At 32.7% G+C, this 24,740-nt stretch carries 22 protein-coding genes and 1 other annotated feature (1 of these 23 only partly in view); all 22 genes read left to right on the top strand.

Annotated features, from left to right (window positions below):
• Window positions 1-242: a binding site (T-box leader), on the top strand (it extends 7 nt beyond the left edge of the window).
• Window positions 243-287: 45 nt separating this feature from the next.
• The 22 genes from aroF to pfkA all read left to right on the top strand — a co-directional run bounded on the left by aroF (window position 288) and on the right by pfkA (window position 24,715).
• Window positions 288-1,304 (top strand): 3-deoxy-7-phosphoheptulonate synthase, encoded by a 1,017-nt coding sequence (aroF, locus tag B5E75_RS02545; RefSeq protein ID WP_087357228.1) that lies wholly within the window; start codon window positions 288-290, stop codon window positions 1,302-1,304.
• Between the two features lie 10 nt (window positions 1,305-1,314).
• On the top strand, window positions 1,315-2,373 hold the full coding sequence (gene aroB / locus B5E75_RS02540) for a 3-dehydroquinate synthase (protein ID WP_087357227.1): 1,059 nt from the start codon (window positions 1,315-1,317) through the stop codon (window positions 2,371-2,373).
• Window position 2,374: 1 nt separating this feature from the next.
• Entirely contained in the window at window positions 2,375-3,652 is a 1,278-nt protein-coding gene (gene aroA, locus B5E75_RS02535) for a 3-phosphoshikimate 1-carboxyvinyltransferase (protein ID WP_087357226.1), read from the top strand.
• Entirely contained in the window at window positions 3,630-4,697 is a 1,068-nt protein-coding gene (gene aroC, locus B5E75_RS02530) for a chorismate synthase (RefSeq protein WP_087357225.1), read from the top strand. The genes aroA and aroC overlap by 23 nt, the downstream gene beginning before the upstream one ends.
• Before the next feature lies 1 nt (window position 4,698).
• The gene (locus B5E75_RS02525; RefSeq protein ID WP_087357224.1) at window positions 4,699-5,814 is read left to right on the top strand and encodes a chorismate mutase; all 1,116 of its coding nucleotides are present in this window, start codon (window positions 4,699-4,701) and stop codon (window positions 5,812-5,814) included.
• Complete coding sequence (locus B5E75_RS02520; RefSeq protein ID WP_087357223.1) at window positions 5,801-6,307, top strand: shikimate kinase; 507 nt, start codon at window positions 5,801-5,803, stop codon at window positions 6,305-6,307. The genes B5E75_RS02525 and B5E75_RS02520 overlap by 14 nt, the downstream gene beginning before the upstream one ends.
• 562 nt (window positions 6,308-6,869) lie before the next feature.
• A complete protein-coding gene (locus B5E75_RS02515) occupies window positions 6,870-7,757 on the top strand; it encodes an ROK family protein (RefSeq protein ID WP_087357222.1) in 888 nt (295 codons plus the stop codon).
• 32 nt (window positions 7,758-7,789) lie between these two features.
• Window positions 7,790-8,470, top strand: a complete 681-nt coding sequence (locus B5E75_RS02510; RefSeq protein WP_087357221.1) for a hydrolase — start codon at window positions 7,790-7,792, stop codon at window positions 8,468-8,470.
• Window positions 8,471-9,383: 913 nt separating this feature from the next.
• The gene (gene thyA, locus B5E75_RS02500) at window positions 9,384-10,271 is read left to right on the top strand and encodes a thymidylate synthase (RefSeq protein WP_087357220.1); all 888 of its coding nucleotides are present in this window, start codon (window positions 9,384-9,386) and stop codon (window positions 10,269-10,271) included.
• On the top strand, window positions 10,271-10,747 hold the full coding sequence (locus B5E75_RS02495) for a dihydrofolate reductase (RefSeq protein ID WP_087357219.1): 477 nt from the start codon (window positions 10,271-10,273) through the stop codon (window positions 10,745-10,747). The genes thyA and B5E75_RS02495 overlap by 1 nt, the downstream gene beginning before the upstream one ends.
• Window positions 10,744-11,463, top strand: a complete 720-nt coding sequence (locus tag B5E75_RS02490; RefSeq protein WP_087357218.1) for a lysophospholipid acyltransferase family protein — start codon at window positions 10,744-10,746, stop codon at window positions 11,461-11,463. Before B5E75_RS02495 ends, B5E75_RS02490 begins: the two co-directional genes overlap by 4 nt.
• A 188-nt stretch (window positions 11,464-11,651) precedes the next feature.
• Complete coding sequence (locus tag B5E75_RS02485; RefSeq protein ID WP_087357217.1) at window positions 11,652-12,587, top strand: hypothetical protein; 936 nt, start codon at window positions 11,652-11,654, stop codon at window positions 12,585-12,587.
• A gap of 67 nt (window positions 12,588-12,654) precedes the next feature.
• Complete coding sequence (locus B5E75_RS02480) at window positions 12,655-13,785, top strand: FAD:protein FMN transferase (RefSeq protein WP_087357216.1); 1,131 nt, start codon at window positions 12,655-12,657, stop codon at window positions 13,783-13,785.
• 11 nt (window positions 13,786-13,796) lie between these two features.
• Window positions 13,797-14,036 carry a TIGR03905 family TSCPD domain-containing protein gene (locus B5E75_RS02475; RefSeq protein ID WP_087357215.1) on the top strand — a complete coding sequence of 80 codons (240 nt, stop codon included), beginning with the start codon at window positions 13,797-13,799 and terminating at the stop codon, window positions 14,034-14,036.
• Between the two features lie 68 nt (window positions 14,037-14,104).
• Window positions 14,105-14,413 (top strand): hypothetical protein, encoded by a 309-nt coding sequence (locus B5E75_RS02470; protein ID WP_087357214.1) that lies wholly within the window; start codon window positions 14,105-14,107, stop codon window positions 14,411-14,413.
• 43 nt (window positions 14,414-14,456) lie between these two features.
• The gene (gene dnaE / locus B5E75_RS02465; RefSeq protein ID WP_087357213.1) at window positions 14,457-17,513 is read left to right on the top strand and encodes a DNA polymerase III subunit alpha; all 3,057 of its coding nucleotides are present in this window, start codon (window positions 14,457-14,459) and stop codon (window positions 17,511-17,513) included.
• Between the two features lie 2 nt (window positions 17,514-17,515).
• Entirely contained in the window at window positions 17,516-20,125 is a 2,610-nt protein-coding gene (polA, locus tag B5E75_RS02460; protein ID WP_087357212.1) for a DNA polymerase I, read from the top strand.
• 7 nt (window positions 20,126-20,132) lie between these two features.
• On the top strand, window positions 20,133-20,945 hold the full coding sequence (gene mutM, locus B5E75_RS02455) for a bifunctional DNA-formamidopyrimidine glycosylase/DNA-(apurinic or apyrimidinic site) lyase (RefSeq protein WP_087357211.1): 813 nt from the start codon (window positions 20,133-20,135) through the stop codon (window positions 20,943-20,945).
• Between the two features lie 11 nt (window positions 20,946-20,956).
• Window positions 20,957-21,553, top strand: a complete 597-nt coding sequence (gene coaE / locus B5E75_RS02450; protein ID WP_087357210.1) for a dephospho-CoA kinase — start codon at window positions 20,957-20,959, stop codon at window positions 21,551-21,553.
• Window positions 21,534-22,769, top strand: a complete 1,236-nt coding sequence (locus B5E75_RS02445) for a DnaD domain protein (protein ID WP_087357209.1) — start codon at window positions 21,534-21,536, stop codon at window positions 22,767-22,769. Before coaE ends, B5E75_RS02445 begins: the two co-directional genes overlap by 20 nt.
• Window positions 22,766-23,662, top strand: coding sequence for an ATP-binding protein (locus tag B5E75_RS02440; RefSeq protein WP_087357208.1), 897 nt, complete (start codon window positions 22,766-22,768; stop codon window positions 23,660-23,662). Before B5E75_RS02445 ends, B5E75_RS02440 begins: the two co-directional genes overlap by 4 nt.
• 93 nt (window positions 23,663-23,755) lie before the next feature.
• Entirely contained in the window at window positions 23,756-24,715 is a 960-nt protein-coding gene (gene pfkA / locus B5E75_RS02435; protein ID WP_087357207.1) for a 6-phosphofructokinase, read from the top strand.
• Window positions 24,716-24,740: the final 25 nt, after the last annotated feature.

Here is a 24,740-nt window from a genome sequence, read left to right as displayed (position 1 = left end):
CTGTGAAAAGAAAGAGTAGATAAGTGAGCTTGCGTAGAGAGTTCTTGGCTGGTGAAAAAGAATCAAGTGAACTCATTGAATTCCTCTTGGAGTAGGTGGCTGAAAGAAAAGTAGGCTTACACGGGAATGCCCGTTACAGCATCAGAGTATGAACCTGTTGACAGGCGTACTTGATAAGGCTTATATAGTGATATATAAGTGAAGTAAGGTGGTAACACGGAAGATTTTCTCTCGTCCTTATAGGATGGGAGATTTTTTATTTATACAGTAGAGAAAGGGGATAAAAAATGATTATTGTATTTAAACCAAAAACAAAAGATGAAGATGTACAAAAAATAGTAAAACAAGTAGAAGATGAAGGATTAACAACACATATTGTTGTGGGAACAGAAACAACCATTTGTGGAATTATTGGAGATGTTACAAAGGTTGATCCTAAACAACTGGAAGTGTCACCTGTTGTTGATCATGTGATGCGTGTCAGCGAACCTTATAAGTTGGCAAATCGTGCCTTTCACCCTGAAGATTCCATTATAGATGTCAGTGGTGTTAAGGTTGGTGGAGATCATCTGGCGTTGATAGCGGGTCCATGTTCAGTTGAATCAAAGGAACAGGTCATTGCGATTGCCAGAGAAGCCAAAGCTGCTGGAGCGAATATGTTAAGAGGGGGAGCGTTCAAGCCTAGAACATCACCATATGCCTTTCAGGGAATGGGAACAGCAGGATTGGATATCTTAGTGGCAGCGAAAAAGGAAACAGGATTACCAATTGTATCTGAATTGATGAGTGCTGATTATATTGATGAATTTAATGAAAAAGTTGATCTGGTTCAGATTGGAGCCAGAAATATGCAAAACTTTGATCTGTTAAAAGAAGTAGGAAAGAGATGTACGAAACCAATATTATTAAAAAGAGGATTAAGTGCAACATATGAAGAATGGATCATGAGTGCAGAATATATCATGGCAAGTGGAAATCCTAATGTGATTTTATGTGAAAGAGGAATCAGAACGTTTGAAAGCTATACAAGAAACACATTGGATTTGCAGGCTATTCCAGTCATTAAGCGATTGACACACTTACCTATTATTATTGATCCATCTCATGCCGGAGGGAAATGGTGGCTGGTAGAGCCAATGGCGAAAGCTGCTGTAGCTGCAGGATGTGATGGATTGATGATAGAAGTGCATAATGATCCAGAACATGCTTTATGTGATGGACCACAATCATTAAAACCTCAAAAATATACAGAACTGTTAAGACAGATTAAAGGCATTGGAGAAATTGTTGGAAAGAAGATTTAGGAGCGAGAAAATGGATTTAAAAGTCAATTTACAAAAAGACAGTTATCATATTTATATTCAGCAGGGACTATTAGATCATGTTTTGGATAAACTTTCACCATTATGTCATGGACAAAAAATCATGATTATATCTGATGATCTGGTGTTTTCATATTATGGCGAAAAGTTAGAAAAACAATTACAATCTCAATATCATGTTGGACATGTCATTGTAAAGCATGGGGAACAATCTAAACGTTTTGATATCTTACCTGAGATTTATCATCAGTTACTTGATTTCCATTTAACCAGAACAGATACCATCATCGCATTAGGTGGTGGTGTCATTGGTGATTTGGCTGGATTTGTTGCCAGTACATTTCTAAGAGGTATACAGTTTATTCAAATTCCTACTTCTCTTTTGGCACAGGTTGATTCAAGTGTAGGAGGAAAAGTCGCTGTAGATTTACCAGAAGGAAAGAATCTGGTAGGGGCATTTAAACATCCTTCATGTGTCTTGATTGATCCATTGACACTGAAAACATTGGATCAAAGGTATATCAATGATGGTATGGGAGAAGTGATTAAATATGGATGTATTTTTGATAAAGATTTGTTTCAAAAATTAGTTTCCTATACATCCTTTGATGATTTATATCAAGATATAGATGATATCATTTATCGTTGTGTCGATTTAAAACGTATTGTTGTTGAAAAAGATTTGTTGGATTTTGGGGATCGTCTGGCATTGAATTTTGGTCATACTTTAGGACATGCGATTGAACAATATTATCATTATCAGACTTATTCACATGGAGAAGCAGTTGGAATCGGTATGTATCAGTTGAGTTTAATATCTCAAAAATTGGGACTGACAAAAGAAGGAACAGCCAATCAAATTAAAAAAGCATTGGATTTATATCATTTACCTAGCATGGCTCATGTTCCTGTTAAAGATTTAAAAAAAGCAATGGCTTTAGATAAAAAGAACATCAATCAAAAATTGAATTTTGTCTTATTAAAAGAGATTGGGAATTGCTTTATTTATCCAAGTGATTTATCATTGATAGATGAAAGTCAGGAGGTATAAAATGGCAATCAAAATTACACCACATCAACTATCAGGAGGAATTGCAGTTCCTCCTTCAAAAAGTATGGCACATCGTGCAATCATTTGTGCTTCTTTAGCACAAGGAAGAAGTGTTATTACGAATATTGAATATTCTAAAGATATAGAAGCGACGATTGGAGCTATGAAAAGTTTAGGAACAATGATTTTTGAACATGAAGATTATCTTGAGATTGATGGCACAACAACTTTTATGAAAAATCAATGTGAAATCAATTGTTTTGAATCAGGTTCAACTTTACGTTTTATGGTTCCCATTGCTTTGGTTTGTGAAAATAATCTTCATTTTACTGGTGAAGGAAGATTAGGAAAAAGACCAATGCAGGTATATTATGATATTTTTGATCAACAGGGGATTTCTTATTTGTATCGTGAAAATGTCTTAGATTTATATGTGAGAGGAAGAATGCATGGGGGAGAATTTCATTTACCGGGAGATGTTTCTTCACAGTTTATTAGTGGATTATTATTTGCTTTACCATTGATGGATGAAGATTCACGTATTGTGATGACTTCACCTGTGCAATCAAAAGGATATATTGATCTCACTTTACAGATGTTAGACATGTTTGGTATTCAAATTGAAAATCATGATTATCAAGAATTCATGATTAAAGGAGGACAACGTTATCAACCATGTGATTATCGTGTAGAAGCTGATTTTTCACAAGCTGCTTTTTATCTTGTGGCAGGAGCTTTAAATAACCAAGTCTGTCTGCAAGATTTAAACAATGAATCTTATCAGGGTGATAAGGTTGTCGTAGATTTATTGTGTCAGATGGGATGTCAATATACAGAAACAACATCAGGAATGTGTATGCAGTCAAATGGTTTAAAAGCTATCTCTATTGATGGTTCACAATGTCCTGATATCATTCCAGTTATGGCACTAGCCTGTGCTTTAAGTTCAGGAACATCATATATTCATCATATTGGACGTTTACGTATCAAAGAATGTGATCGTTTAAAAGCCACAGTAGAAGTCATCAATCAGCTGGGAGGACAGGCTATTGAAATGGAAGATGCGATGGAAATCACAGGTGTAGAAAAACTTCAAGGTGGTCAAGTATCTTCTTATCATGATCATCGTATGGCTATGATGGAAGCTATTGCTTCTACTGTTTGTTTAGAACCAGTCATCATTGATGATGAACAATGTGTAGAAAAATCTTATCCTCGTTTCTGGGAAGATTTTCAACAATTAGGAGGTGTCTTTGATGAGTGCAAACTGGGGGAATAATATTGAATTATCTATATTTGGAGAAAGTCATGGACCAGCTATAGGTATTGTGATAGGGGGCTTACCAGCCGGAATGAAACTAGATATGGATGAAATTCGCTGGTTTATGAAACGACGTGCACCAGGACAAAATCAGATGTCTACACCACGAAAGGAAAAAGATGAATTTCAAATAGTCAGTGGAATACGAGATGGCGTGACAACAGGTGCTCCGCTATGTGCAATGATTGAAAATACAAATACTCATTCAAAGGATTATAGTGAGTTAAAAGTCAATATGCGACCAGGACATAGTGATTATCCAGCTTACATCAAATATCATGGATATAATGATGTACGTGGGGGAGGACATTTTTCTGGACGTTTAACAGCACCTATTGTATTGGCTGGAAGTATTGCCAGACAGATTTTATTAGAAAAAGGAATTATAATTGGTGCTCATATGAAACAGATTCATCATATTCAAGATTGTTCGTTTCCAGTGGATATAGATGATGAACTATTAAAACAATTATCACATCAAATGTATCCAACATTAGATGATCAAGTTTTTATAAAAATGCAGGAAGAAATAGAAAAAGCACGTATGTCACAGGATTCAGTTGGAGGTATCATTGAATGTGCAATAGCTCATGTTCCAGCAGGAATAGGTAATCCTTTCTTTGATTCAGTAGAATCTCATTTATCTCCATTATTATTTAGTATCCCGGCTGTAAAAAGTGTGAGCTTTGGAAGTGAATCTATTCATCAGATGTATGGTCATGAAGCCAATGATGCTTATTACTATCAAGGGGATCAAGTCAAAACCAAAACCAATCATAATGGGGGTATCACTGGAGGTATTACGAATGGAATGCCGATTGTTTTTCAAGTTGGTATTAAACCAACACCTTCTATTTCTCAAATTCAAGAAACAATTAATGTTCAGACACATACCAATACACAAATTCAAGTGAAAGGAAGGCATGATCCATGTATTGTCCCTCGTGCTGTTGTGGTAGTGGAATCAATGGCAGCACTGGGAGTCTTGGATCTGTTAGGTTAATATGAAAGATTTAAAACAATGTCGAGAAGAAATAGATGCTATTGATGAACAATTGATGGCTTTATTTGAAAAAAGAATGAATGTTGCTAAAGATGTTGTGCATTATAAAATGGTTCATGATATGGAAATATTTCAAAGTGAACGTGAAGCACAAGTGATTCAAAAAAATATCTCACGTATTCATCAGGAAACACTCGAACCTTATGCAAAACTGTTTCTTACATCTTTAATGAATATTTCTAAAACATATCAATCTACATTTTTATCTTATTCTTGTCCTCATTTTCCGCAACCACAAACACAAAATATTACGGTTGGTTTTCAAGGTGTGCCTGGTTCTTTTTCTGAAAAAGCTTTGAAAACTTACTTTGGAGATGATGTTCAAAGACAGAATTATCCACATTTTAAAGATGTGTTTGAAGCATTAAAACATGATGAAATTGATTATGGGATTGTACCTTTAGAAAACTCATCGACAGGGGCTATTAATGATAATTATGATGCTATGAGAGATTATGATTTTTATATTGTAGGGGAACAAAGTCTGGCGGTGTCACAACACTTATTAGGTATCAAAGGTACAAAACTGGAAGATATACAAGCTGTTTATTCTCACCCTCAAGGATTACTACAAACTTCCTTGTTTTTAGATAAACATCATATTCAACCACGTGCTTATGAAAATACTGCAATGGCAGCTCAATATGTTTCTTCTTTAAATGATCCTCATATCGGTGCTATTGCATCTTTACAAGCTGCTAAGCTTTATGATTTAGATGTGATTCAAGAAAATATTCAAAATGTTTCTAATAATTCAACAAGATTTATTATTTTTGGAAAACATTTAGAAATTTCTGATGATGCCTCTTGTATCAGTATTGTGTTTACATTACCACATCAAATAGGTACTTTATATCAAATCACAAAGATTATTAATGATTATTCAATCAATATGTTGCGTATTGAATCTCGTCCATTACTAGAAACAACATGGGAATATTATTTTTATGTAGATTTAGAAGGAAGTTTAAAACAACCTTCATTTTTACAGGCATTAGAAGATATTAAAGCTCATACCAAAACGATGAGGATATTAGGAAATTATGCGAAAAGATAAAACAAATGTTGTTTTGATAGGAATGATGGGATGTGGGAAAACCACAATTGCGAAACTATTGAAAGATAAACTTCATAAACAATGGATTGATATGGATCAGTATATTGAAGATAAATATCAAATGTCCATATCTCAAATGTTTGATATATCAGAGGACTATTTTAGAGAAAGAGAAACAGCATGTTGTTTAGAGATTGCCCAACAAAAACATTGTATTATTTCTACAGGTGGTGGGGTTATTCAGCGTTATGAAAATATCGAAGCCTTGAAACAAAGTGGGTATATTATTTATATTGATCGCCCCATTCCTCTTATTTTAGAAGATGTTGATACATCATCTCGCCCTTTATTAAAAGAGGGTGCTCAAAAACTCTATGATTTATATCAAGTTAGACATCCTCTTTATTTACAAGCCTGTGATTATCATGTTGATAATGATGGGACATTAGAAGATGTTTGTCATAAAATTATTGATTTATTGAAGAAGCTATAAATGACTATAGCTTTTTTGTTTACTTCATTTCTGTTTTTTATTTTTTGAATTGGCAGCCATATTTTCACCTCTCTTGTAGGTAGAATTTGTTTTTATGTATTTGTTTTATATTAATTGACTGATATTGTAAATAAAATGATTCCTTATATACGGAATCAAATTGATTGATTCCATAAAATAGGAATCAAAAAGAGTATCAATAAGGATTATTGTTGATACTCAAGTTTTTAGATGTTTGCTTTATGATGTTTTCTAGTTATAGCTAAACCTGTTATTCCACCTACAGCAAGTATCATCATAAAAATCCAACCACTTATTTCTATGTTATCATTTGTTTGTGATGATGTATTGATAATGGGTTTATTGTTTTATTTTCGTTTTTAAATACGTAATAGCTTGTGATAAGATAGTTATTATTGGTTTTTTTGTTAAAAAAGATGGGTTATTTTATGAGATATATGGTGTGACTTGGATATATAATGAAAAGGAATTTTTAGGTATTCACAGAGAAGTTTGTTTAATGATATAATAGCAATGAAATAAAAAAAGAAAGGTGAATGAAATGAAGAAATATTTATGTGTGGATGTTGGTGGAACATCTATTAAAATGGCTGTTTTAGATGAAGATGGTCAAATTTATGAAGCAAAGAAGGTTAAAGTGCCTCCAACGATAGAAGATATGTATCAAGTGATTGTTGATGAATTTTCTAGTCATCAAAGTTTAAAAGGTGTAGCTTTAAGTATGCCTGGTGCTGTTGATAGTGAAAAAGGTGTGATTGGTGGTTCAAGTGCGATTGATTATATACATGGACCACATATTAAAGAAGACCTAGAAAAGAGATTAAATGTTCCTGTTGAAATGGAAAATGATGCCAATTGTGCTGCTTTAGCTGAAGTCTGGAAAGGAGCAGCAAGTGATGTTCAAGATTGTTGTTTTATTGTCAGTGGAACAGGTATTGGTGGAGCTGTTGTTAAGGATCGTCGTATTCATAAAGGTGAACATTTACATGGTGGAGAATTTGGTTATATGATTGCACAGTTTGATTTTGATACACATGAAATGTATACATGGTCAGATGTGGGTTCTACTATGGCAGTTGTTAGAGGGGTTGCTAGAGAAAAAGGTGTTGATGTATCTTCTTTGGATGGTAAGGAAATTTTTGATCATTATCATGATGATCCTATTTATGAAAAATATGTGGATAAGTATTATTATGTTTTAGCAAATGGTATTTATAATTTGCAATATGCCTATGATCCACAAAAGATTGTCATTGGTGGAGGAATTAGTATTAGAGAAGATTTATTAGATGAAGTGAATCAGCGTTTGGATGTCATTTTTAGTCGTTTTACACATGCGAAAATACGTCCTGTTGTTTTAACTTGTCAATATCATAATGATGCTAATTTATTAGGAGCACTCTATCATTTCTTCACAGTCAATTCATAAAAAAAGATTATACTTGAATGGGGTGATAATAAATGGAAAAAACAACACCTATTGTTGATTCTAAATTAAGACATATTGTAAAAGTCCCTCAATGTATTTATGATGTTTCTGGGATTACAATTAATGGAAGAAGAATTAAATCATTAATCTTTTCAACAGATGTTGCGATTATTTCTAATTGCAATGCTGATGCAGTGATTGCTGTATATCCTTTTACACCGACAATGCAGATTACAAATGCGATTATAGAAGTGGCTCAAAAACCTGTCTTTGCAGGTGTTGGAGGAGGAACAACAGCTGGACCAAGAGTTAATAAAATTGCTTTAGATGCAGAATTACATGGAGCATCAGCAGTTGTATTGAATGCACCAACAAAAACAAAGTTTGTGCAGGAATTAGCATCTATTATTGATATTCCTATTGTTTTAACTGTTGTTTCAACTGATGAACCTTTAGAAGAAAGAATGCTTCATTCTGGAGCAAGTATTATTAATGTATCAGGTGGTAAAAAGACTGTTGAAATTATAAAAGCATTACGTGAAATAGATAAAGATTTTCCTATTATTGCGACAGGTGGTCCTAGTGATGAAACGATAAGAGAAGTCATCAAAGCAGGTGCAAATGCAGTGACTTATACACCACCTACAAATGGAGAAATATTTAAAGAAATGATGGAACGTTATCGTATACAATGTTCTCACCATGATGATTAAAGAGAATTTCAAGATTCTCTTTTTCTTTTATGATACTTATAAGTTATAAATGATAAAGAAAAACAGATGAAATATGATACGATTGTATACGTTTCATCTGTTTTTTTTGTTTTATGACTTTTGAATTTAATTGCAGGCAATTTTGTTATTTGTGAGCAATAGGATACACTTGGTTTTATGTAAATCTTTACAATATTTTAGCGTGTGATATTACTTTTATAAGTAAAATGATTTTACGTTTGCTTCTTTTCTACTATTATGTTTTTTATGAATTTTACATTTAAATATTGAGAGTTTTCTCCAAATCATTCGTTATACCCAAAAATCGCACTTTAATTTCTACTTAAACCTCCAAAAATCGCAATAAATTTCTTTTTGTTTAAAAATTCGATAGCCTTGATGTCAGCAATTCTTATAATATTTTGTTATGTTATAGCATAAAAGAAGTCATTTAAATATATCGCTATGTATAACAATATTGTTGAATGAGATCATAAAGAATTTGTTTCAAATATCATCTCAGTCTGTTCTTCTGTCAACCTGCATCCTTCTATTTTGTTGGAATTGTAAGAAAAATGAACCGATAGAGATTTCCTTTCATTTTGGAATTCATTTGTTCAATAAGTTCTTTAGCCAATTTGTGAGTATCCATATTCATATGATCCTTTCTGCTTTGTCTATATGCATTATAACAAAAATAGACTTCAACAACAAACAGACATATATTCTTGTTATTTGTTTTCTATTCTATCGAATGCAACTATAAAAATGATGTAAAAGCATCTATAGTTATTGTTAGAATATCTTTGCTTGACTGTAAATATTAACGGCTCTTTTACTATAAGAGTTTATTTCAATGAAAAATAATGACTTTTCCTTGTTTATTCGCTATAATAAGCGAGAGGTGAAGAATGTGAAACAGTATTTAGAAATGTGTCAATATATATTAGAACATGGGGAAGATCGTGATGATCGTACAGGAACAGGGACACGTAGTGTTTTTGGTTATCAGACACGTTATGATTTACGTGTTGGTTTTCCTTTATTAACAACGAAAAAAATGTTTTTAAGACCAATTGCAGAAGAATTATTATGGTTTATTAAGGGAGATACAAATATTAAATATCTGGTTGATAGAAATGTCAAAATATGGAATGAATGGCCTTATGAAAACTTTAAGAAGTCTGAAGATTTTCATGGTGAGAGTTTAGAAGAATTTGTTGCTAAAATAAAAGAATTACCTGCTGATGATCCGTTTGTTTTAAAATATGGGGAATTAGGACCAGTCTATGGTAGACAATGGCGTAATTTTAATGAACAAGGGGTTGATCAGTTATCTATTTTAATTGATGGTTTAAAAAATAATCCTTTTTCAAGAAGACATATTGTGAGTGCATGGAATCCAGTTGAAGTAGATCAGATGGCTTTACCACCATGTCATGCTTTTTTACAGTTTTATGTGTCAGCTGATAAAAAATATTTATCTTGTCAATTATATCAAAGAAGTGCTGATACATTCTTAGGAGTGCCATTTAATATTGCTTCTTATGCTTTAATGACAGCAATGTTAGCACAAGTCTGTGGATATGAAGCGAAAGAATTTATTCATACAATTGGAGATGCTCATATTTATAAAGATCATTTTGATGTTGTTAAAGAACAAATATCAAGAGAGCCATTACCATTATGTCAATTAAAGTTAAATCCAGAAATTAAATCTTTATTTGATTTTACGATTGATGATATTTCTATTGAAAACTATCAAAGTCATGGAAGATTATATGGAAAGGTGAGTGTCTAATGATTAGTATTATTGTAGCTATGGATGATAATCGTTTAATTGGAAAGAAAGATTCATCTAATGGTATGCCTTGGGATAATAAAGAAGACTTAAAGCATTTTAAAGACACAACGATACATCAAACGATATTAATGGGTTATACAACATATCAAGCGATTGGTAGACCATTACCTCATCGTCATACCATTGTTGTGAGTTTTGAACCTTTTGAAGATGAACGTGTAGAAGTGAGAACATCTTTAGAAGAAGTGATTCAAGAATATAAAGAAAGTGGAAAAGATTTGTTTATATCTGGAGGAGCTTCTATTTATAAACAGTCTTTACCTTTTGTTGATCAATTATTGATTTCTAAAATTAAAGGAACACATGTTGGTGAAACATATTTCCCAGATTTTGAAGATTATGGTTTTGTTTTAAAAGAAGTCAAACCATTTGAAACATTTGATTTAGAAATCTATCAAAGAGGTGCCCAATGAAAAGAATTATATTTTTAGTTATAAGATTATTATATAGAATACCGGGATGGTTATTAACGATTCATCGTTATAATAAACATAAAGAAGATGTCAGTTTTGAAACAAGATTTGATTTTACACAAAGATTAATTAGAAAAGTGAATGAAAAATCAAGAGTCAATATTCATTGCTTTGGTAAAGAAAATTTACCAGAAGAACAGGGATATTTAATGGCTCCTAATCATCAGGGATTATTTGATGCACTTATTTTGTTTGGAACACATGATCAACCTTTTAAATTCATTGTGAAAAAAGAATTAATGCATGTCTTTGTCTTAAAAAATGTATTACATATGGTTGATGCATTAGCGATTGATCGTGAAAATATTCGTGCTTCAGTCAAAGTGATTAGACAAGCTTCAAAAGATATGGCAGCTGGAACAAGTTATGTCATTTTTCCAGAAGGGACAAGATGTCGTCAACAAAATAAAATGCTGGAATTTAAAGGGGGAACCTTTAAATCAGTTATGAATGCAAAAAAACCAATCGTTCCTGTTGCATTGATTGATTGTTATAAAGTGTTTGACAATAATTCCATTGAAAAAGTAGATGCTCAGATTCATTATTTAACACCTATTTATTATGATGAATATAAAGATATGAGCAGTACAGAAGTTGCAAGTATGGTACAATCAAGAATAGAAAAGTGTATCAACGAAAATGAGAATGAATTTTAAAAAGAATTTATTCTTTTTTTTCTTATGAATTTTTTCACAAAAGCATTGATAAATTCAAAATAATTTGTATTTTTCTTTTTTTTGAACCTAAAAATGAGTGCAAAAGCAACGAAAAAACCTTGATATATAAACGCTTTCAAGCTATAATATATGTAGTTCAAAAAAGGAATGGGAAGGAGAATTTTTTTATGAACAAATTATTAAAAGTTTTAGCTGCATCTGCTTTAGTAGCTACTGTTTTAGTAGGATGTGGTAAGAAAGGTGAAGATACTGGAGCAGCTGCTGAAGGTGCTAAATATGCAAAAGCTGGTTTAGGAGTTGTAAGTTCTTATTCTGACGGTCAAGTGAACTCAACTATTGCTGCTGTTGGATTAGATGCTGATGGAAAAGTTCAATATATTGATATTGACGTAGCTCAATCTACTCCAGGTGGGGATGCTGAAAAAACAAAAACTAAAAAAGAATTAAAAGAAGAATATGGAATGAAAGGTGTTTCTCCAATCGGTAAAGAATGGTATGAACAAGCACAGTTCTTTGAACAATTCTGTAAAGGTAAAACAGCTGATGAAATTGCTGGAATCGAAACAGAAAAACGTGATGAAGAACATACAACAGTTCCAAAATCTGGTTCTGATTTAGCTGCTGGATGTACAATGGACATCGGTGAATTTAAAGAAGCAGTTGCTAAAGCAATCGCAAATGCTCAAGATGCTAATGCTGATAAAATTGGTGTTGGTGAAGTTATGGCTAACGATGGTGAAGCTAAACAATTAGATACAACTATCGCTTTAGTTGCTACTGATGCTGATGGTAAAGTTGTTTATTCAAAAATTGATGTAGCTCAAATCAATGAAAAAACTACTGATACAAAATCAGAAAGAAAAGAAGACTATGGAATGAAAGGTGTTTCTGGAATCGGTAAAGAATGGTATGAACAAGCAATTGCATTTGAAGAATACTGCAAAGGTAAAACAGCTGATGAAATTGCTAAAACTGAAACAGAAAAACGTGATGAAGAACATACAACAGTTCCAAAAACTGGTTCTGATTTAGCTGCTGGATGTACAATGGATATTGGAGCATTCTTAGAAGCTGTAGCTGAAGCATTCACTAATGCTCAATAAAAATGATGAAAACCATGAAAAAATTCATGGTTTTTTTTGATGTTTATTGTTATAATGAAAAACGGTGATGAAATTGAAGAAATTAGTCTTAAGTTTATTATCTTTGTCAATGATGATGATCATGACGGGGTGTTCAAAAAAATATGAATTGATGAATCATTATATTACAGGGCCTTTTGATACCATTACAACATATATGTCTTATGTCAGTAGTGAAGATGAGTTTAATGAACAATGTGATTATATTGAAGAACAGTTGAATTATTATGATCAGTTGTTTGATAAATATAATACATATAATGGTATGAATAATTTAAAGACAGTTAATGATAATGCAGGAAAGAAAGCCATTGAAGTAGATCAACCTTTGATTGATTTATTGAATTTAAGTATTGAAAGAAATCAAAAGATTTCTTCTAAAGTGAATATTGCTTTTGGAAGTGTTATCAATATCTGGCATGATTATCGTGAAGAAGCAGAAAGTCATGATGGTGTTGGTACGGTGCCAAGTGATGAGGAATTAGAAAATGCCAATCAGCATACAAGTATTGATAGTATTGAAATTGATGAAAAGAAGAAAACAGTTTATATCAATGATGCTTTGGCGTCTATTGATGTAGGTGCGACTGCTAAGGGTTATGCAATTGAACTGATTAAAGATGGATTAATTGAAATGGGTGTTGATAATTTCTTGTTAAGTGGTGGTGGTAATGTGGCCAGTCATGGGCAAAGAAAGATTCAAAAAGAGGGAGAATTTTATCTGGATGATTGTGCAGATAAATTCTGTGTCGGTATTGAATCACCACAAGATGGTAATTATGCAGCGAGTGCAGATGACCCAGATAGTGAAAATGAAGCTGTATTGGTTGTACAGGGTGAGTCCATTGTGACAAGTGGGGATTATCAACGTTTTTATCAAGATGTGAATGGTGTTAGATACCATCATTTGATTGATCCAGAAACATTATATCCAGCTGTTCATTTTAGAAGTGTCAGCATTATTACAGAAGATAGTGGTTTGGCTGATTTCTTGAGTTCGGCAGTTTTTTTAATGGAATATGAAGAAGGATTGAAGCTGGTCAATTCATTGGATGGTGTTGAGGCTATCTGGTTATTGGAAGATGGTAAAATCAAAATGTCAGATGGTCTTAAGGATAATGATAATGTTTATATTATTGAAAAATCTAGATTAAATTAGGAGGAAATATGATGCAAAGTTATAAGACAAAAGGGACTTGTTCAAGTCGTATTGATTTTGATGTTGTAGATGGAAAGGTCACAGGTGTGAAATTTATTGGGGGATGTTCTGGAAATACACAGGGTGTTGCTAAACTTGTGGAAGGAATGAGTAAGGAAGAAGCCATTGCCAGATTGGAAGGGATTCGCTGTGGTGCAAAACCAACATCTTGTCCAGATCAATTAGCTCAAGCATTAAAACAAGCACAGTAGAACAGAAAAGTTCTACTTTTTTTGTCTTTTCTAGACATTTTTATCATATGATAAATTAGGTGATGTCTATGATGATACGTAGAATGAAAAAAATGCAGTTGTTATGTGGTGTGTTTTTGATATTGCAACTTGTCTGTTTTCAATGGATCATACCTTTTCATTTGTTGGCAGTTTTAGTGAGTATCATTATTATTATGAATCAAAGATGGTTTAAGGTGATTCAACTGCAATATCATTTTTATTTGATTGTGTTATATTTTTATCGTTTATGGATTTTAAGTATAGAAAGTTTTTATTTTTTAGATTTGATTTATGTTGTCTTTTGTTTGTATATTGCGATTATGTTGATTCTTTTCTCTTTTCATTGTATCTTATAATGATTTTTTTTGTTATAATGTAGCATAAAGAGGAGGCGATTGTATGTTTGGACATTTGCAGGTTTATAGTGGTTACAGTTTTCAACAAAGTACAATATTAATTAAAGATCTAGTTTTAGCTGCAAAAGAAAAACATTTAGATGCCTTAGCTCTAACAGATAAAAATAATATGTTTGGTGCGATGGAGTTTAGTGAAGCCTGTCTTCAAAATGGGATTAAACCTATTTTAGGAATGGAAGCCAGTGTTCTTATAGATGGTCAGATTTATCCTTTTATTCTTTTAGCTATTGATGATCAAGGCTATTTTGATCTCGTGCATATTTGTTGCGAAGTGAATTTAAGTAGTGATCGTGCGATTGCTTTAGATCAACTGGCTTTATATCATGAACATCTCTATGTGATTTCGGGATTAGAAGATGGAATTGTAGAACGTCATGTGGCTAAGGAAATGGAAGATGAAGCGATTAAGTATATGCGTTTGTTTCAAAAGCTTTTTCATGATCATTATTATATTATGTTACAAAATCATCATTTGAAAATGCAGGAAAAAGGCAATGAAAGAATGATGTCTTTGGCACGTTATGTCAAAGTCAAAGTGATTTGTTCTAATGAAGTGCGTTATTTAAAAAAACAGGATGCTTTAGCTGTGGATTTATTACAGGCTTCGGCTCAAGGAATTACACTGGACGCACAATATCAGCCTTTGACACAGGAAAAGTATTTAAAAGATGAAAAGGAAATGGAAAGATTGTTCCCTCCAGAAATCATTGAAGAAACAAGACATGTCTGTACGACATGTAAGGCGACAATTCCTTTGAATGAGAAATATTTACCAACTTATCCTGTTCCTCATCAGGGGAAAGCGGTAGATTATTTAAGAAGTTTATGCCATGTAGGATTAAAGAAACGTTTTCAAAATCAAGAAATTCCTGTGACATATCAAAAACGTTTACTCTATGAATTGAAAATTATTCATGAAATGGGTTTTGATGATTATTTTTTGATTGTCTGGGATTATGTACGCTGGGCAAAGGTTCAAAAAATACAAGTAGGACCGGGCAGAGGAAGTGCAGCTGGAAGTCTGGTTGCTTATGTTTTAGGAATTACCAATATTGATCCTTTGCGCTATGATTTATTGTTTGAACGTTTCTTGAATCCAGAACGTGTATCTATGCCCGATATTGATATAGATTTTCAAGATGATCGTCGTGATGAAGTGATTCGTTATGTCATTGATAAATATGGTAAGGATCATGCGGCACAAATTGTTACATTCAATACATATGGTCCTCGTGTGGCGATGAAGGAAATGGGAAAGGTTATGGGTGTCCCTTTGCCTCGTTTAGAACTCATCGCAAAGATGATACCGACTTCACCAAAGAACAAAAAGACCATTACACAGATGTATCAGTCATCTGCTCAGTTTCAATCTTTGATTAATCAAGATCAGCGTTTAAAGAAAATTGTAGGAGCAACAAGCATTATTGAACATTTACCACGTAATATTTCTACCCATGCGGCAGGGGTTATTTTATCAAAGCGTATTTTACATGAAGTTGTCCCTTTGGTTGTTGGTCCAACTTCTACATTAATGTGTCAATATTCTAAGGATTATATTGAAACAGCTGGTTTTTTGAAAATGGATTTTTTAGCATTGAAAAACTTGACAATGCTTGATTATATTTGTAAGGATATTGAACATAATCAAAAGATAAAAATTGTTTTAAATGAGATGCCTTTAGATGATCAAAAAACTTATCGTTTGATTTCTAAAGCAGATACTTTTGGTGTTTTTCAATTAGAATCTTATGGTATGCGTCATTTACTAAGACAGATGAAACCCTATTGTTTTGATGATATTGTGGCAGCTATTGCCTTGTTTAGACCGGGTCCAATGGAAAATATCCCGACTTATTTAAAACGTCGTTCATATCAAGAAAAAGTTGTATATCCTTTAAAAGAATTAGAACCTATTTTAAAATCAACTTATGGGATTATGGTGTATCAGGAACAGATGATGCAGGTTGCCCAAAAAATGGCAGGTTTTTCACTTGCGAAAGCTGATATACTAAGGAAGGCCACTTCTAAAAAAGAAACAGAATTGATGCATTCTATGAAAGAAGAATTTATAGCAGGTTGTCTGAAAAATGGATTTTCTCAAGAAAAAGCTGAAGAAGTATTTGGATTAATAGAAAAGTTTGCAGATTATGGTTTTAATAAATCTCATAGTGTTGCCTATGCTTATGTGGCTTATCAGTTAGCTTATTTAAAAGCCAATTATCCTTTGTATTTCTTTGCATCGATTTTATCGAATGAATTATCAAGTGAAAATACAAAAGTGCATTGTATTCAAGAGTGTAAAGCTTATCATGTTCGCCTCTTACCACCTTCTGTGAATCAGTCACAGGCACGTTTTATGGTGGAAGATGGGCATATTCGTTATTCCTTATTGGCAATTAAAAATGTGGGATATGCTGGTTATAAGGCTATTATTGAAGAACGTCAAAAAGGTTTGTTTAAAGATATTTATGATTTTATGATGCGTATGGAAAATTCACATCTTTCTAAAAAAATGTTAGAATCGTTAGTAGATGCAGGGGCTTTGGATGAATTTGGTTTATCACGTCAGACGATTTTAAAGAATCTCGATGCGATTAGGGATTATGGTCATTTAAAAGAAAATCTGGGGATTGAAGAAAAACCTGTTTTAACGATTTATCAAGATCAGCTTGAAGAAAAATTAAATCGTGAAAAGGCTGTATTAGGTGTTTATTTATCCATGCATCCTTTAGAGTTAAAAAAACAAAAAATCAAAGTGTCCTATGTTAATGTGTCCAGTTTAGATGAATATGTGCATAGGACAGTGAATGTTGTCGTACAATTACAACGTGTGAAAAATATAACAGATCGTAAAGGTCAGGAAATGTGTTTTATTGAAGCAATGGATGAAACAGGAAGTTTGGATGGTGTTGTTTTTGCTTCAAGGTATAAGGACATAGGAATGATGTTAAAGAAAGGAAATATTTGTCTTATTCAAGGAAGAGTGGATATGAAAGATAAATTGTCTTTTATTGTGGATAAGGCAAGGGTGATTGAATAGATATGGAAGAATTAGTTTTGATTGATGGAAATTCATTGTTATTTAAAGCCTATTATGCAACAGCATCAATGGGAAATTTAATGGTGAATAAAGATGGAATTCCAACGAATGCTGTGTTTGGTTTTGCCAATATGTTACAAAAGATATTAGAGCGTGAAAGTGCTTATGTTGTGGTCGCTTTTGATTATGGGAAAAAGACTTTTAGAAATGATTTATTAGATCAGTATAAAGCGACACGAAAGGAAACACCGGATGAATTAAAATGTCAATTTGCGATGGTGCGTGAGTTTTTAGAAGCTTATCAGATTCCTTACTATGAAATGGAAGGATATGAGGGTGATGATTTGATTGGAACATTATCCAAATTAGGGGAAGAACAGGGATTAACAGTTTCTATCTTTACAGGAGATAAAGATGCTTTTCAGCTTGTTTCCAATCAGACAACAGTTTATCGAACGGTTAAAGGAGTGACGCAATTAGATGTGTATACTCCTGCCACATTGGATGAAAAATATGGTTTAAAGCCTGATCAGATTCGTGATTTTCTTGGTTTAATGGGTGATAGTGCTGATAATATTCCTGGTATTAAGGGGGTTGGTGAAAAGACCGCTTTAAAACTGCTTCATGAGTATGGAACAATTGAAAATTTAAAGGAACATATGAATGAAATCAAAGGAAAGATGGGAGAAAAAATTCGTGAAAATATTGACTTAGGTCTTCAATCAAAAAAGATTGCGACAATTCTTCGTGATATTCCTATGACACTCGATTTAAATCAAGCCAGATATAATGGTTATGATTTTGAAAAATTAAAAGCTTTTTATACTCATTATGATATGAATTCACTTTTAAAAAAGATTTCCGTAGAATCAAGAAAAGAACAAAAGACAGATTTTCAATATGAAGTGGTTCATACGATGCCATTGATTCAAGAAGACAGCAGTATATTAGGTGCTATCTATGATCAAAATTATCATAAATCTATTGTCTTAGGTTATGCTCTTTATAATGCTCATCAAGCTTATTTTATAAGTTATGAAGATGCTTTAAAAGATCAGCAATTCTTGGATTATTTAAAAAATCCTCAATATCATAAATATAGCTATAATATCAAAGCACAGATTTTATCAGCAAAATGGAATGGGATTGAAATTCAAGGTATGGATTTTGATTTACAGTTAGCTTCATATATTTTAAATCCAAGTCTAAAAGATGAGATGAAATATATTGGAGATTATTATGGTTATACATCTTTACAATATGAAGAAGAAGTTTTTGGTAAAAATACGAAGAAACATATTCCAGAGATGGATTTACTTGCGAAACATACAATTTCTAAAGCTAAAGCGATTTATGAATTGAAAGATTTAGCTATTGAAAAATTGAAACAGGAAGATCAATATGATTTGTATCAGAATTTAGAATTACCTGTTACTTATATATTGGCGGATATGGAATATGTTGGAGCGAAGGTTGATGTCAATGTTTTAAAGAAGCTGGAACAGACTTTTGATGCTCAAATTAAAGAGATTGAAGAAGATATTTATACTTTGGCTGATGAAAAATTTAATATTGCTTCACCTAAACAGTTAGGAGATATTTTATTTGGTAAACTGGGTTTACCAAATGGTAAAAAAACTAAGAGTGGTTATTCCACATCACAGGATATTTTAGAAAAGATTGAAGATTTACATCCCATTGTTCCTTTGATTCAACAATATCGTATGTTAACAAAATTATCATCTACTTATGTTAAAGGTTTACAGGAACAGGTTTTTGCGGATGGAAAAATACATACAATTTTTAATCAGGCTTTAACACAGACGGGTCGTTTATCTTCTATTGATCCAAATTTACAAAATATTCCTGTACGTCAGGAAGAAGGTAAACTGATTCGACAGGCTTTTGTTGCTAGTCATGATTATTTGGTTTCCTTTGATTATTCACAAATTGAGTTACGTATTTTAGCTCATCTGGCGAAGGTTAAATCATTGATTGAAGCTTTCCATCAAAATAAAGATATTCATACCCATACGGCAGCTTTGGTATTTAAAGTGAAAGATGAAGATGTGACACCACAAATGCGTCGTCAGGCAAAAGCTGTGAATTTTGGTATTATTTATGGTATGGGTGAATTTAGATTATCTAAGCAAATTGGTGTGACACTCAGTGAAGCGAGAGAATTTATTCGTCGTTATTTTGAAGAATATCCAGAAATCAAACAATATATGGAACGTGTTGTAGAAGATTGTAAACGTGATGGTTATGTTTCCACAGTTTTAAATCGTAAACGTTATATTCCTACAATTCATGATAAAAACTTTATGGTTCGTGAACAGGCGAAGCGTTTTGCGATGAATTCACCAATTCAAGGAAGTGGTGCTGATATTTTAAAACTGGCGATGATTCAAGTCGATCGTTTAATGAAAGAAAAACATATGAAATCTCAAATGATTTTACAGGTTCACGATGAATTGATTTTTGATGTGTATAAAGATGAATTAGAAGATATGATGACAATGATTAAAACAGCGATGGAAAATGCTTTTCAAATGGAAGTCCCTTTAAAGGTCGATGGAGCTTATGCATCCAATTGGTATGATTTAAAATAGGTGACTTATGCCAGAACTACCAGAAGTTGAAACTGTCAGACGAACATTAAAGAATTTTATTATAGGACGTCCAATTCTAGGAATAGATGTTTATTACTCACGTATAATAGTGGGCGATGTCAAACAATTTATTGAAGCTTTCACAGGGGAAGTTTTTTGTGATATTGACCGTGTTGGAAAGTATCTGATCTTTCAATGTCAAGAACATGCCTTTGTTTCCCATTTGCGTATGGAAGGAAAGTTTCATATCGTTGATTCGGATGAACCAGTTAATAAACATACCCATGTTGTGTTTCATATGGATCATCATCAAGATTTAAGATATATTGATACCAGAAAGTTTGGTCGCATGGAATGTGTCGATTTGCATCATTATCGTGAACAGATGCCTTTAAAGAAATTAGGTCCAGAACCTTTTGATATTACAGTTGAAGATTTGTATCAACGTTTACATCATTGTTCCTTACCTATCAAAACAGCTTTATTAGATCAAAGTATTATGTGTGGTATTGGAAACATTTATGCTAATGAGATTTGTTTTTATATGCATATGGATCCACGTACACGTGCTTCACGCTTATCGAAAAAAAGAGTCGCTGAATTAAAAGAGGTGGCTATCAATGTTTTAAATGATGCCATTCGTCAAGGAGGAACAACAATTCATTCCTTTGATGCTAATGGGATTCATGGACTATTTCAAGTTCAATTAAAGGTACATGGACAAAAAGAATGTTCTGTTTGTCATCATCCTATTAAGAAAGTGATGGTACATCAGCGTGGAACTTATTTTTGTCCCCATTGTCAAAAGAAACGTTATTAGAGGTGTTATTAATGAGTCGAGTTATTGGAATTACAGGGTCTATTGCAGTTGGAAAAAGTACAGTGACACAATATTTAAAAACACATGGTTATTGTGTCTTGGATGCTGATGAGATTTCTCATCAGGCTTTAGAAAAAGAAAGTCACTGTTATCATCAAATTGTAGAATGTTTTGATTGTCTGGATGACAATCAAAATATTTCTCGTCAAAAATTAGGACAAATTGTTTTTCATGATCCTCAACAAAAAGCCTTATTAGAAAGTATTATTCATCCCTATGTTCAAGAAATGTTAAAAAAAGGAATCGAACAATGTCAAGAACCGCTTGTTTTTTTAGATGTTCCTTTGTTATATGAAACACATATGGATACGATGTGTGATGATGTGATGGTTGTTTATGTTGATGAAAAAACACAGTTAAAGCGTTTAATGAAACGTAATCAGATAGATGAAAAACAGGCAAGATTGTTGATGAGTCAACAGATTTCAATTGAAAAGAAAAAAGAGATGGGGGATTATATTATTGATAATCGTCAGAATTTTGAAGATTTATATGTTCAAATAGAAAGAGTTTTAGAGGTTTTAAAAAATGAAATTGTACGTCACTGATCTTTATCGTGTAGAAATGCGTTATCCATTGGATGAAGTCCAAATAGATACACTTTATTATTTGTATCAGCCTTTCATTGGTTCAACAGCCTTGCAGGTTTATATGATGCTGGTGATGGAAGGAAAACGTATGCGACGTTTTATTGCACCTTGTCCTCTTTCTCGCTTACTATCTTTTGTATCTATCAATATTATGGAACTGGAAAAAGCTTTGCGTTCACTTGAAGCGATTGGCTTATTAAAAAGCTATGTTAAACATGAACAGGATATCACCCAATATATATATCGTATCTATGCTCCTTTATCATTGAAGGCTTTCTTTAAGAATCAGATTTTATCATCATTGCTTCAGTTTTCATTATCACAAGAAGATTTTCAAAAAACATTACAATATTTTAAAATATCTTTAGAAAATTTAGAGGGTTATGAAGATGTGACAGCTAAATTTCAAGATGTGTTTACAATTGAACATCTCCATAAAGGAACACGTTTATTAAAGTATCAAGAAGAATTTGTACAACAGGAATCACAAAATGTAAAAGTTCAATATGATCGTGATTTGTTGTATCAAAGTTTAGCAGATTATCAGGTTAATCGTTCTTTATTAAGTCAAGAAGATTTGGACTATGCTGTGGAGTTAGGATATGTTTATAGTGTGGATGCTTTGACTCTGGCTGGTTTGATAAAAGATGCAATGGAATCACAGGGATTGAATCGTCAACGCATAAAACAATCTATACAAAAGTACTTTGATATCCAACAATCATCTTCGTTACAGGAAATCTATCATAAACAACCCTTGCAGTTTCAAACACAGGAAGCCAGTGTTTCACCTCTCATCTTACATATGAAATATCTGGATACGATTACACCTTATGAATTGTTGAAGGAAAAACAGGGTGGAAAAGAGCCAGTCTATCATGATTTAATGATTGTGGAAACATTGATGGTGCAGTTGGGTTTAAAACCAGCAGTTGTTAATGTCTTGATTGAGTATGTATTAGGGAAAAATAATAATCGTTTATCAAAGCGTTATTGTGAGGCGATTGGAGCTTCATGGGCCCGTAAAAAAATTATGACAGCTATGGATGCTTATCGTGAATTAATGGATGCACCAGATGAAGAAGTAGTGGAAGATAAAAAAGAACCTGCAAGACAAGTATCTTCTGAGGAATTACAGGACTTATTGAATCAATTGAAGGAGGGACAATTATGAAAAGCGTAGCAGATATGATTTTTCAAAATGATGATATTCAAAAAATCAAATCAGAAAGTCAATATGCTTTACTCAAAGAAAAAAATATTCAGCATTTCTTAAAACAGAACCATTTAGATGCTTCAGTGATGGAAGATTACTGGGTGGAGTTTTTAGATTACAATGATGATTTTCATATTTGCCAATCCTGTCAGGGATTAGACTATTGTCCTAAAGAAACAATAGGTATGCAAAAGATGCTTTCTTACAATGATGGACAAATCATTTTAGAATTACAGAGTTGCCCTTATGGAAAAGCGATTGAAGCCAAAAGACAACTGTTAGATCATTTTGTGATGAGCAATGTTTCTCAAGAGTTAATGTTGACGGATTTATCTTCTTTAAAGCTGGTTCAAGATACACAGCATCTTACACCAGCCTGTCAAGATGCTTTGGTACAAATCTTAAAATATTCGCAAACACCAACTTCACAAGGTTTGTTTTTACATGGACCTATGGGAAGTGGGAAAACAACATTATTGGCTGGATTAATGAATTCATTAGCTAAAAAGGATAAACAGATTGGATTTATTCATTTTCCAACTTATCTGATTGATTTAAAGGCGAGTTTTTCTTCGGGGGATAATGCTTATGCAATGGATAAATTATTGAAAGTGGATTATTTATTGTTGGATGAAATTGGTGAAGAAAATATTACAGCGTGGTCTAGAGATGAAATTTTATTAACGATTTTATCATATCGTTTATTGAATCATTTGCCTACTTTTTTTACAAGTTTATATGGTTATAACGAACTAAAAAAGGTGTATACTTTAAAAAAAGGTGATGAAATTCGTGCAAATACAATTATTTCAAAATTGAAAGCGTTAAGCATTGAAATAATGCTTGACTGAACGAATTTGACGATATAGAATGTACTCGAAAGTGTAGAACACAACACCATTTTATGATAAAATAATAAGTAATAAAGCGAGAGGAGAAAAGTTATGGTTAAATGCATTGGAGTATTAACTTCTGGTGGAGATGCACCAGGAATGAACGCAGCGATTCGTGCTGTCACAAGAACTTGTTTAAACAGAGGAATTAAAATTTATGGAGTTAGACTTGGATATAAAGGACTTCATGATGGGGAATTTATTGAATTTGATAGTCATAGTACACGTAATATTATTAATATTGGTGGAACATTCTTAAAATCTGCTCGTTTCCCAGAATTTAAAGACCCTAAAGTCAGAGAAGAAGCCATTGAACAAATGAAAAAAGTTGGAATGGAAGCTTTGGTTGTTATTGGGGGAGATGGAAGCTATAATGGTGCTTTGAAATTAACAGAAATGGGAATTAACTGTATTGGTATTCCTGGAACAATAGATAATGATATCCCTGATACTGATTTTACAATTGGTTTTGATACAGCTTTAAATACAATTGTTGATGCATTGGATAAACTAAGAGATACATCTAGTTCTCATCAAAGATGTACAATCTTGGAAGTTATGGGAAGAAGATGTGGTGATTTAGCTGTTCATGCTGGACTTGCATGTGGTGCTGAAATGATTGTCACAAGTGAAAGTGGTTTTGATGAAGAAGAAGTCATTGAAACATTAAAACGTTCTAAAGCTTCTGATAAAAAACATGCGTTGGTTGTTATTACTGAACATATTACAGATGTTCATGAACTTGCAAAACGTGTTGAAGAAGCCACAGGATTTGAAACACGTGCCAATGTTTTAGGACATATGCAAAGAGGTGGACGTCCATCTGCCAGAGATCGTGTTTTAGCTACACGTATGGGAATTAAAGCTGTTGAATTACTTGAAGAAGGTAAAGGTGGACTTTGTATTAGTGATGTTAAAGGTGAAATTGTTGGACTACCAATTCAAGAAGTCTTAGGACATAAACGTCAAGTCAATCAAGGTATTTACGAAGATGTATTAAAACTTCGTTAAATATAAACTAAGCTATAGGAGATTA

This window comes from Massiliimicrobium timonense (genome assembly GCF_002160865.1).
Lineage (GTDB): Bacteria > Bacillota_I > Bacilli_A > Erysipelotrichales > Coprobacillaceae > Allocoprobacillus.
Note: the sequence above shows the minus strand (reverse complement) of the source record. Positions and strands in the feature narration are given on the sequence as shown.

Excerpts from the sequence above, each read along its gene's own strand:
- dnaE (WP_087357213.1), top strand. The coding sequence starts at position 14,457 with ATGTTTGGACATTTGCAGGTTTATAGTGGTTACAGTTTTCAACAAAGT.
- mutM (WP_087357211.1), top strand. The coding sequence starts at position 20,133 with ATGCCAGAACTACCAGAAGTTGAAACTGTCAGACGAACATTAAAGAAT.
- B5E75_RS02485 (WP_087357217.1), top strand. The coding sequence starts at position 11,652 with ATGAACAAATTATTAAAAGTTTTAGCTGCATCTGCTTTAGTAGCTACT.
- B5E75_RS02480 (WP_087357216.1), top strand. The coding sequence starts at position 12,655 with ATGAAATTGAAGAAATTAGTCTTAAGTTTATTATCTTTGTCAATGATG.
- B5E75_RS02520 (WP_087357223.1), top strand. The coding sequence starts at position 5,801 with ATGCGAAAAGATAAAACAAATGTTGTTTTGATAGGAATGATGGGATGT.
- aroB (WP_087357227.1), top strand. The coding sequence starts at position 1,315 with ATGGATTTAAAAGTCAATTTACAAAAAGACAGTTATCATATTTATATT.
- B5E75_RS02475 (WP_087357215.1), top strand. The coding sequence starts at position 13,797 with ATGCAAAGTTATAAGACAAAAGGGACTTGTTCAAGTCGTATTGATTTT.
- B5E75_RS02440 (WP_087357208.1), top strand. The coding sequence starts at position 22,766 with ATGAAAAGCGTAGCAGATATGATTTTTCAAAATGATGATATTCAAAAA.
- B5E75_RS02525 (WP_087357224.1), top strand. The coding sequence starts at position 4,699 with ATGAAAGATTTAAAACAATGTCGAGAAGAAATAGATGCTATTGATGAA.
- aroF (WP_087357228.1), top strand. The coding sequence starts at position 288 with ATGATTATTGTATTTAAACCAAAAACAAAAGATGAAGATGTACAAAAA.
- B5E75_RS02495 (WP_087357219.1), top strand. The coding sequence starts at position 10,271 with ATGATTAGTATTATTGTAGCTATGGATGATAATCGTTTAATTGGAAAG.
- coaE (WP_087357210.1), top strand. The coding sequence starts at position 20,957 with ATGAGTCGAGTTATTGGAATTACAGGGTCTATTGCAGTTGGAAAAAGT.
- B5E75_RS02490 (WP_087357218.1), top strand. The coding sequence starts at position 10,744 with ATGAAAAGAATTATATTTTTAGTTATAAGATTATTATATAGAATACCG.
- aroA (WP_087357226.1), top strand. The coding sequence starts at position 2,375 with ATGGCAATCAAAATTACACCACATCAACTATCAGGAGGAATTGCAGTT.
- B5E75_RS02510 (WP_087357221.1), top strand. The coding sequence starts at position 7,790 with ATGGAAAAAACAACACCTATTGTTGATTCTAAATTAAGACATATTGTA.
- polA (WP_087357212.1), top strand. The coding sequence starts at position 17,516 with ATGGAAGAATTAGTTTTGATTGATGGAAATTCATTGTTATTTAAAGCC.
- B5E75_RS02515 (WP_087357222.1), top strand. The coding sequence starts at position 6,870 with ATGAAGAAATATTTATGTGTGGATGTTGGTGGAACATCTATTAAAATG.
- B5E75_RS02445 (WP_087357209.1), top strand. The coding sequence starts at position 21,534 with ATGAAATTGTACGTCACTGATCTTTATCGTGTAGAAATGCGTTATCCA.
- aroC (WP_087357225.1), top strand. The coding sequence starts at position 3,630 with ATGAGTGCAAACTGGGGGAATAATATTGAATTATCTATATTTGGAGAA.
- pfkA (WP_087357207.1), top strand. The coding sequence starts at position 23,756 with ATGGTTAAATGCATTGGAGTATTAACTTCTGGTGGAGATGCACCAGGA.
- B5E75_RS02470 (WP_087357214.1), top strand. The coding sequence starts at position 14,105 with ATGATGATACGTAGAATGAAAAAAATGCAGTTGTTATGTGGTGTGTTT.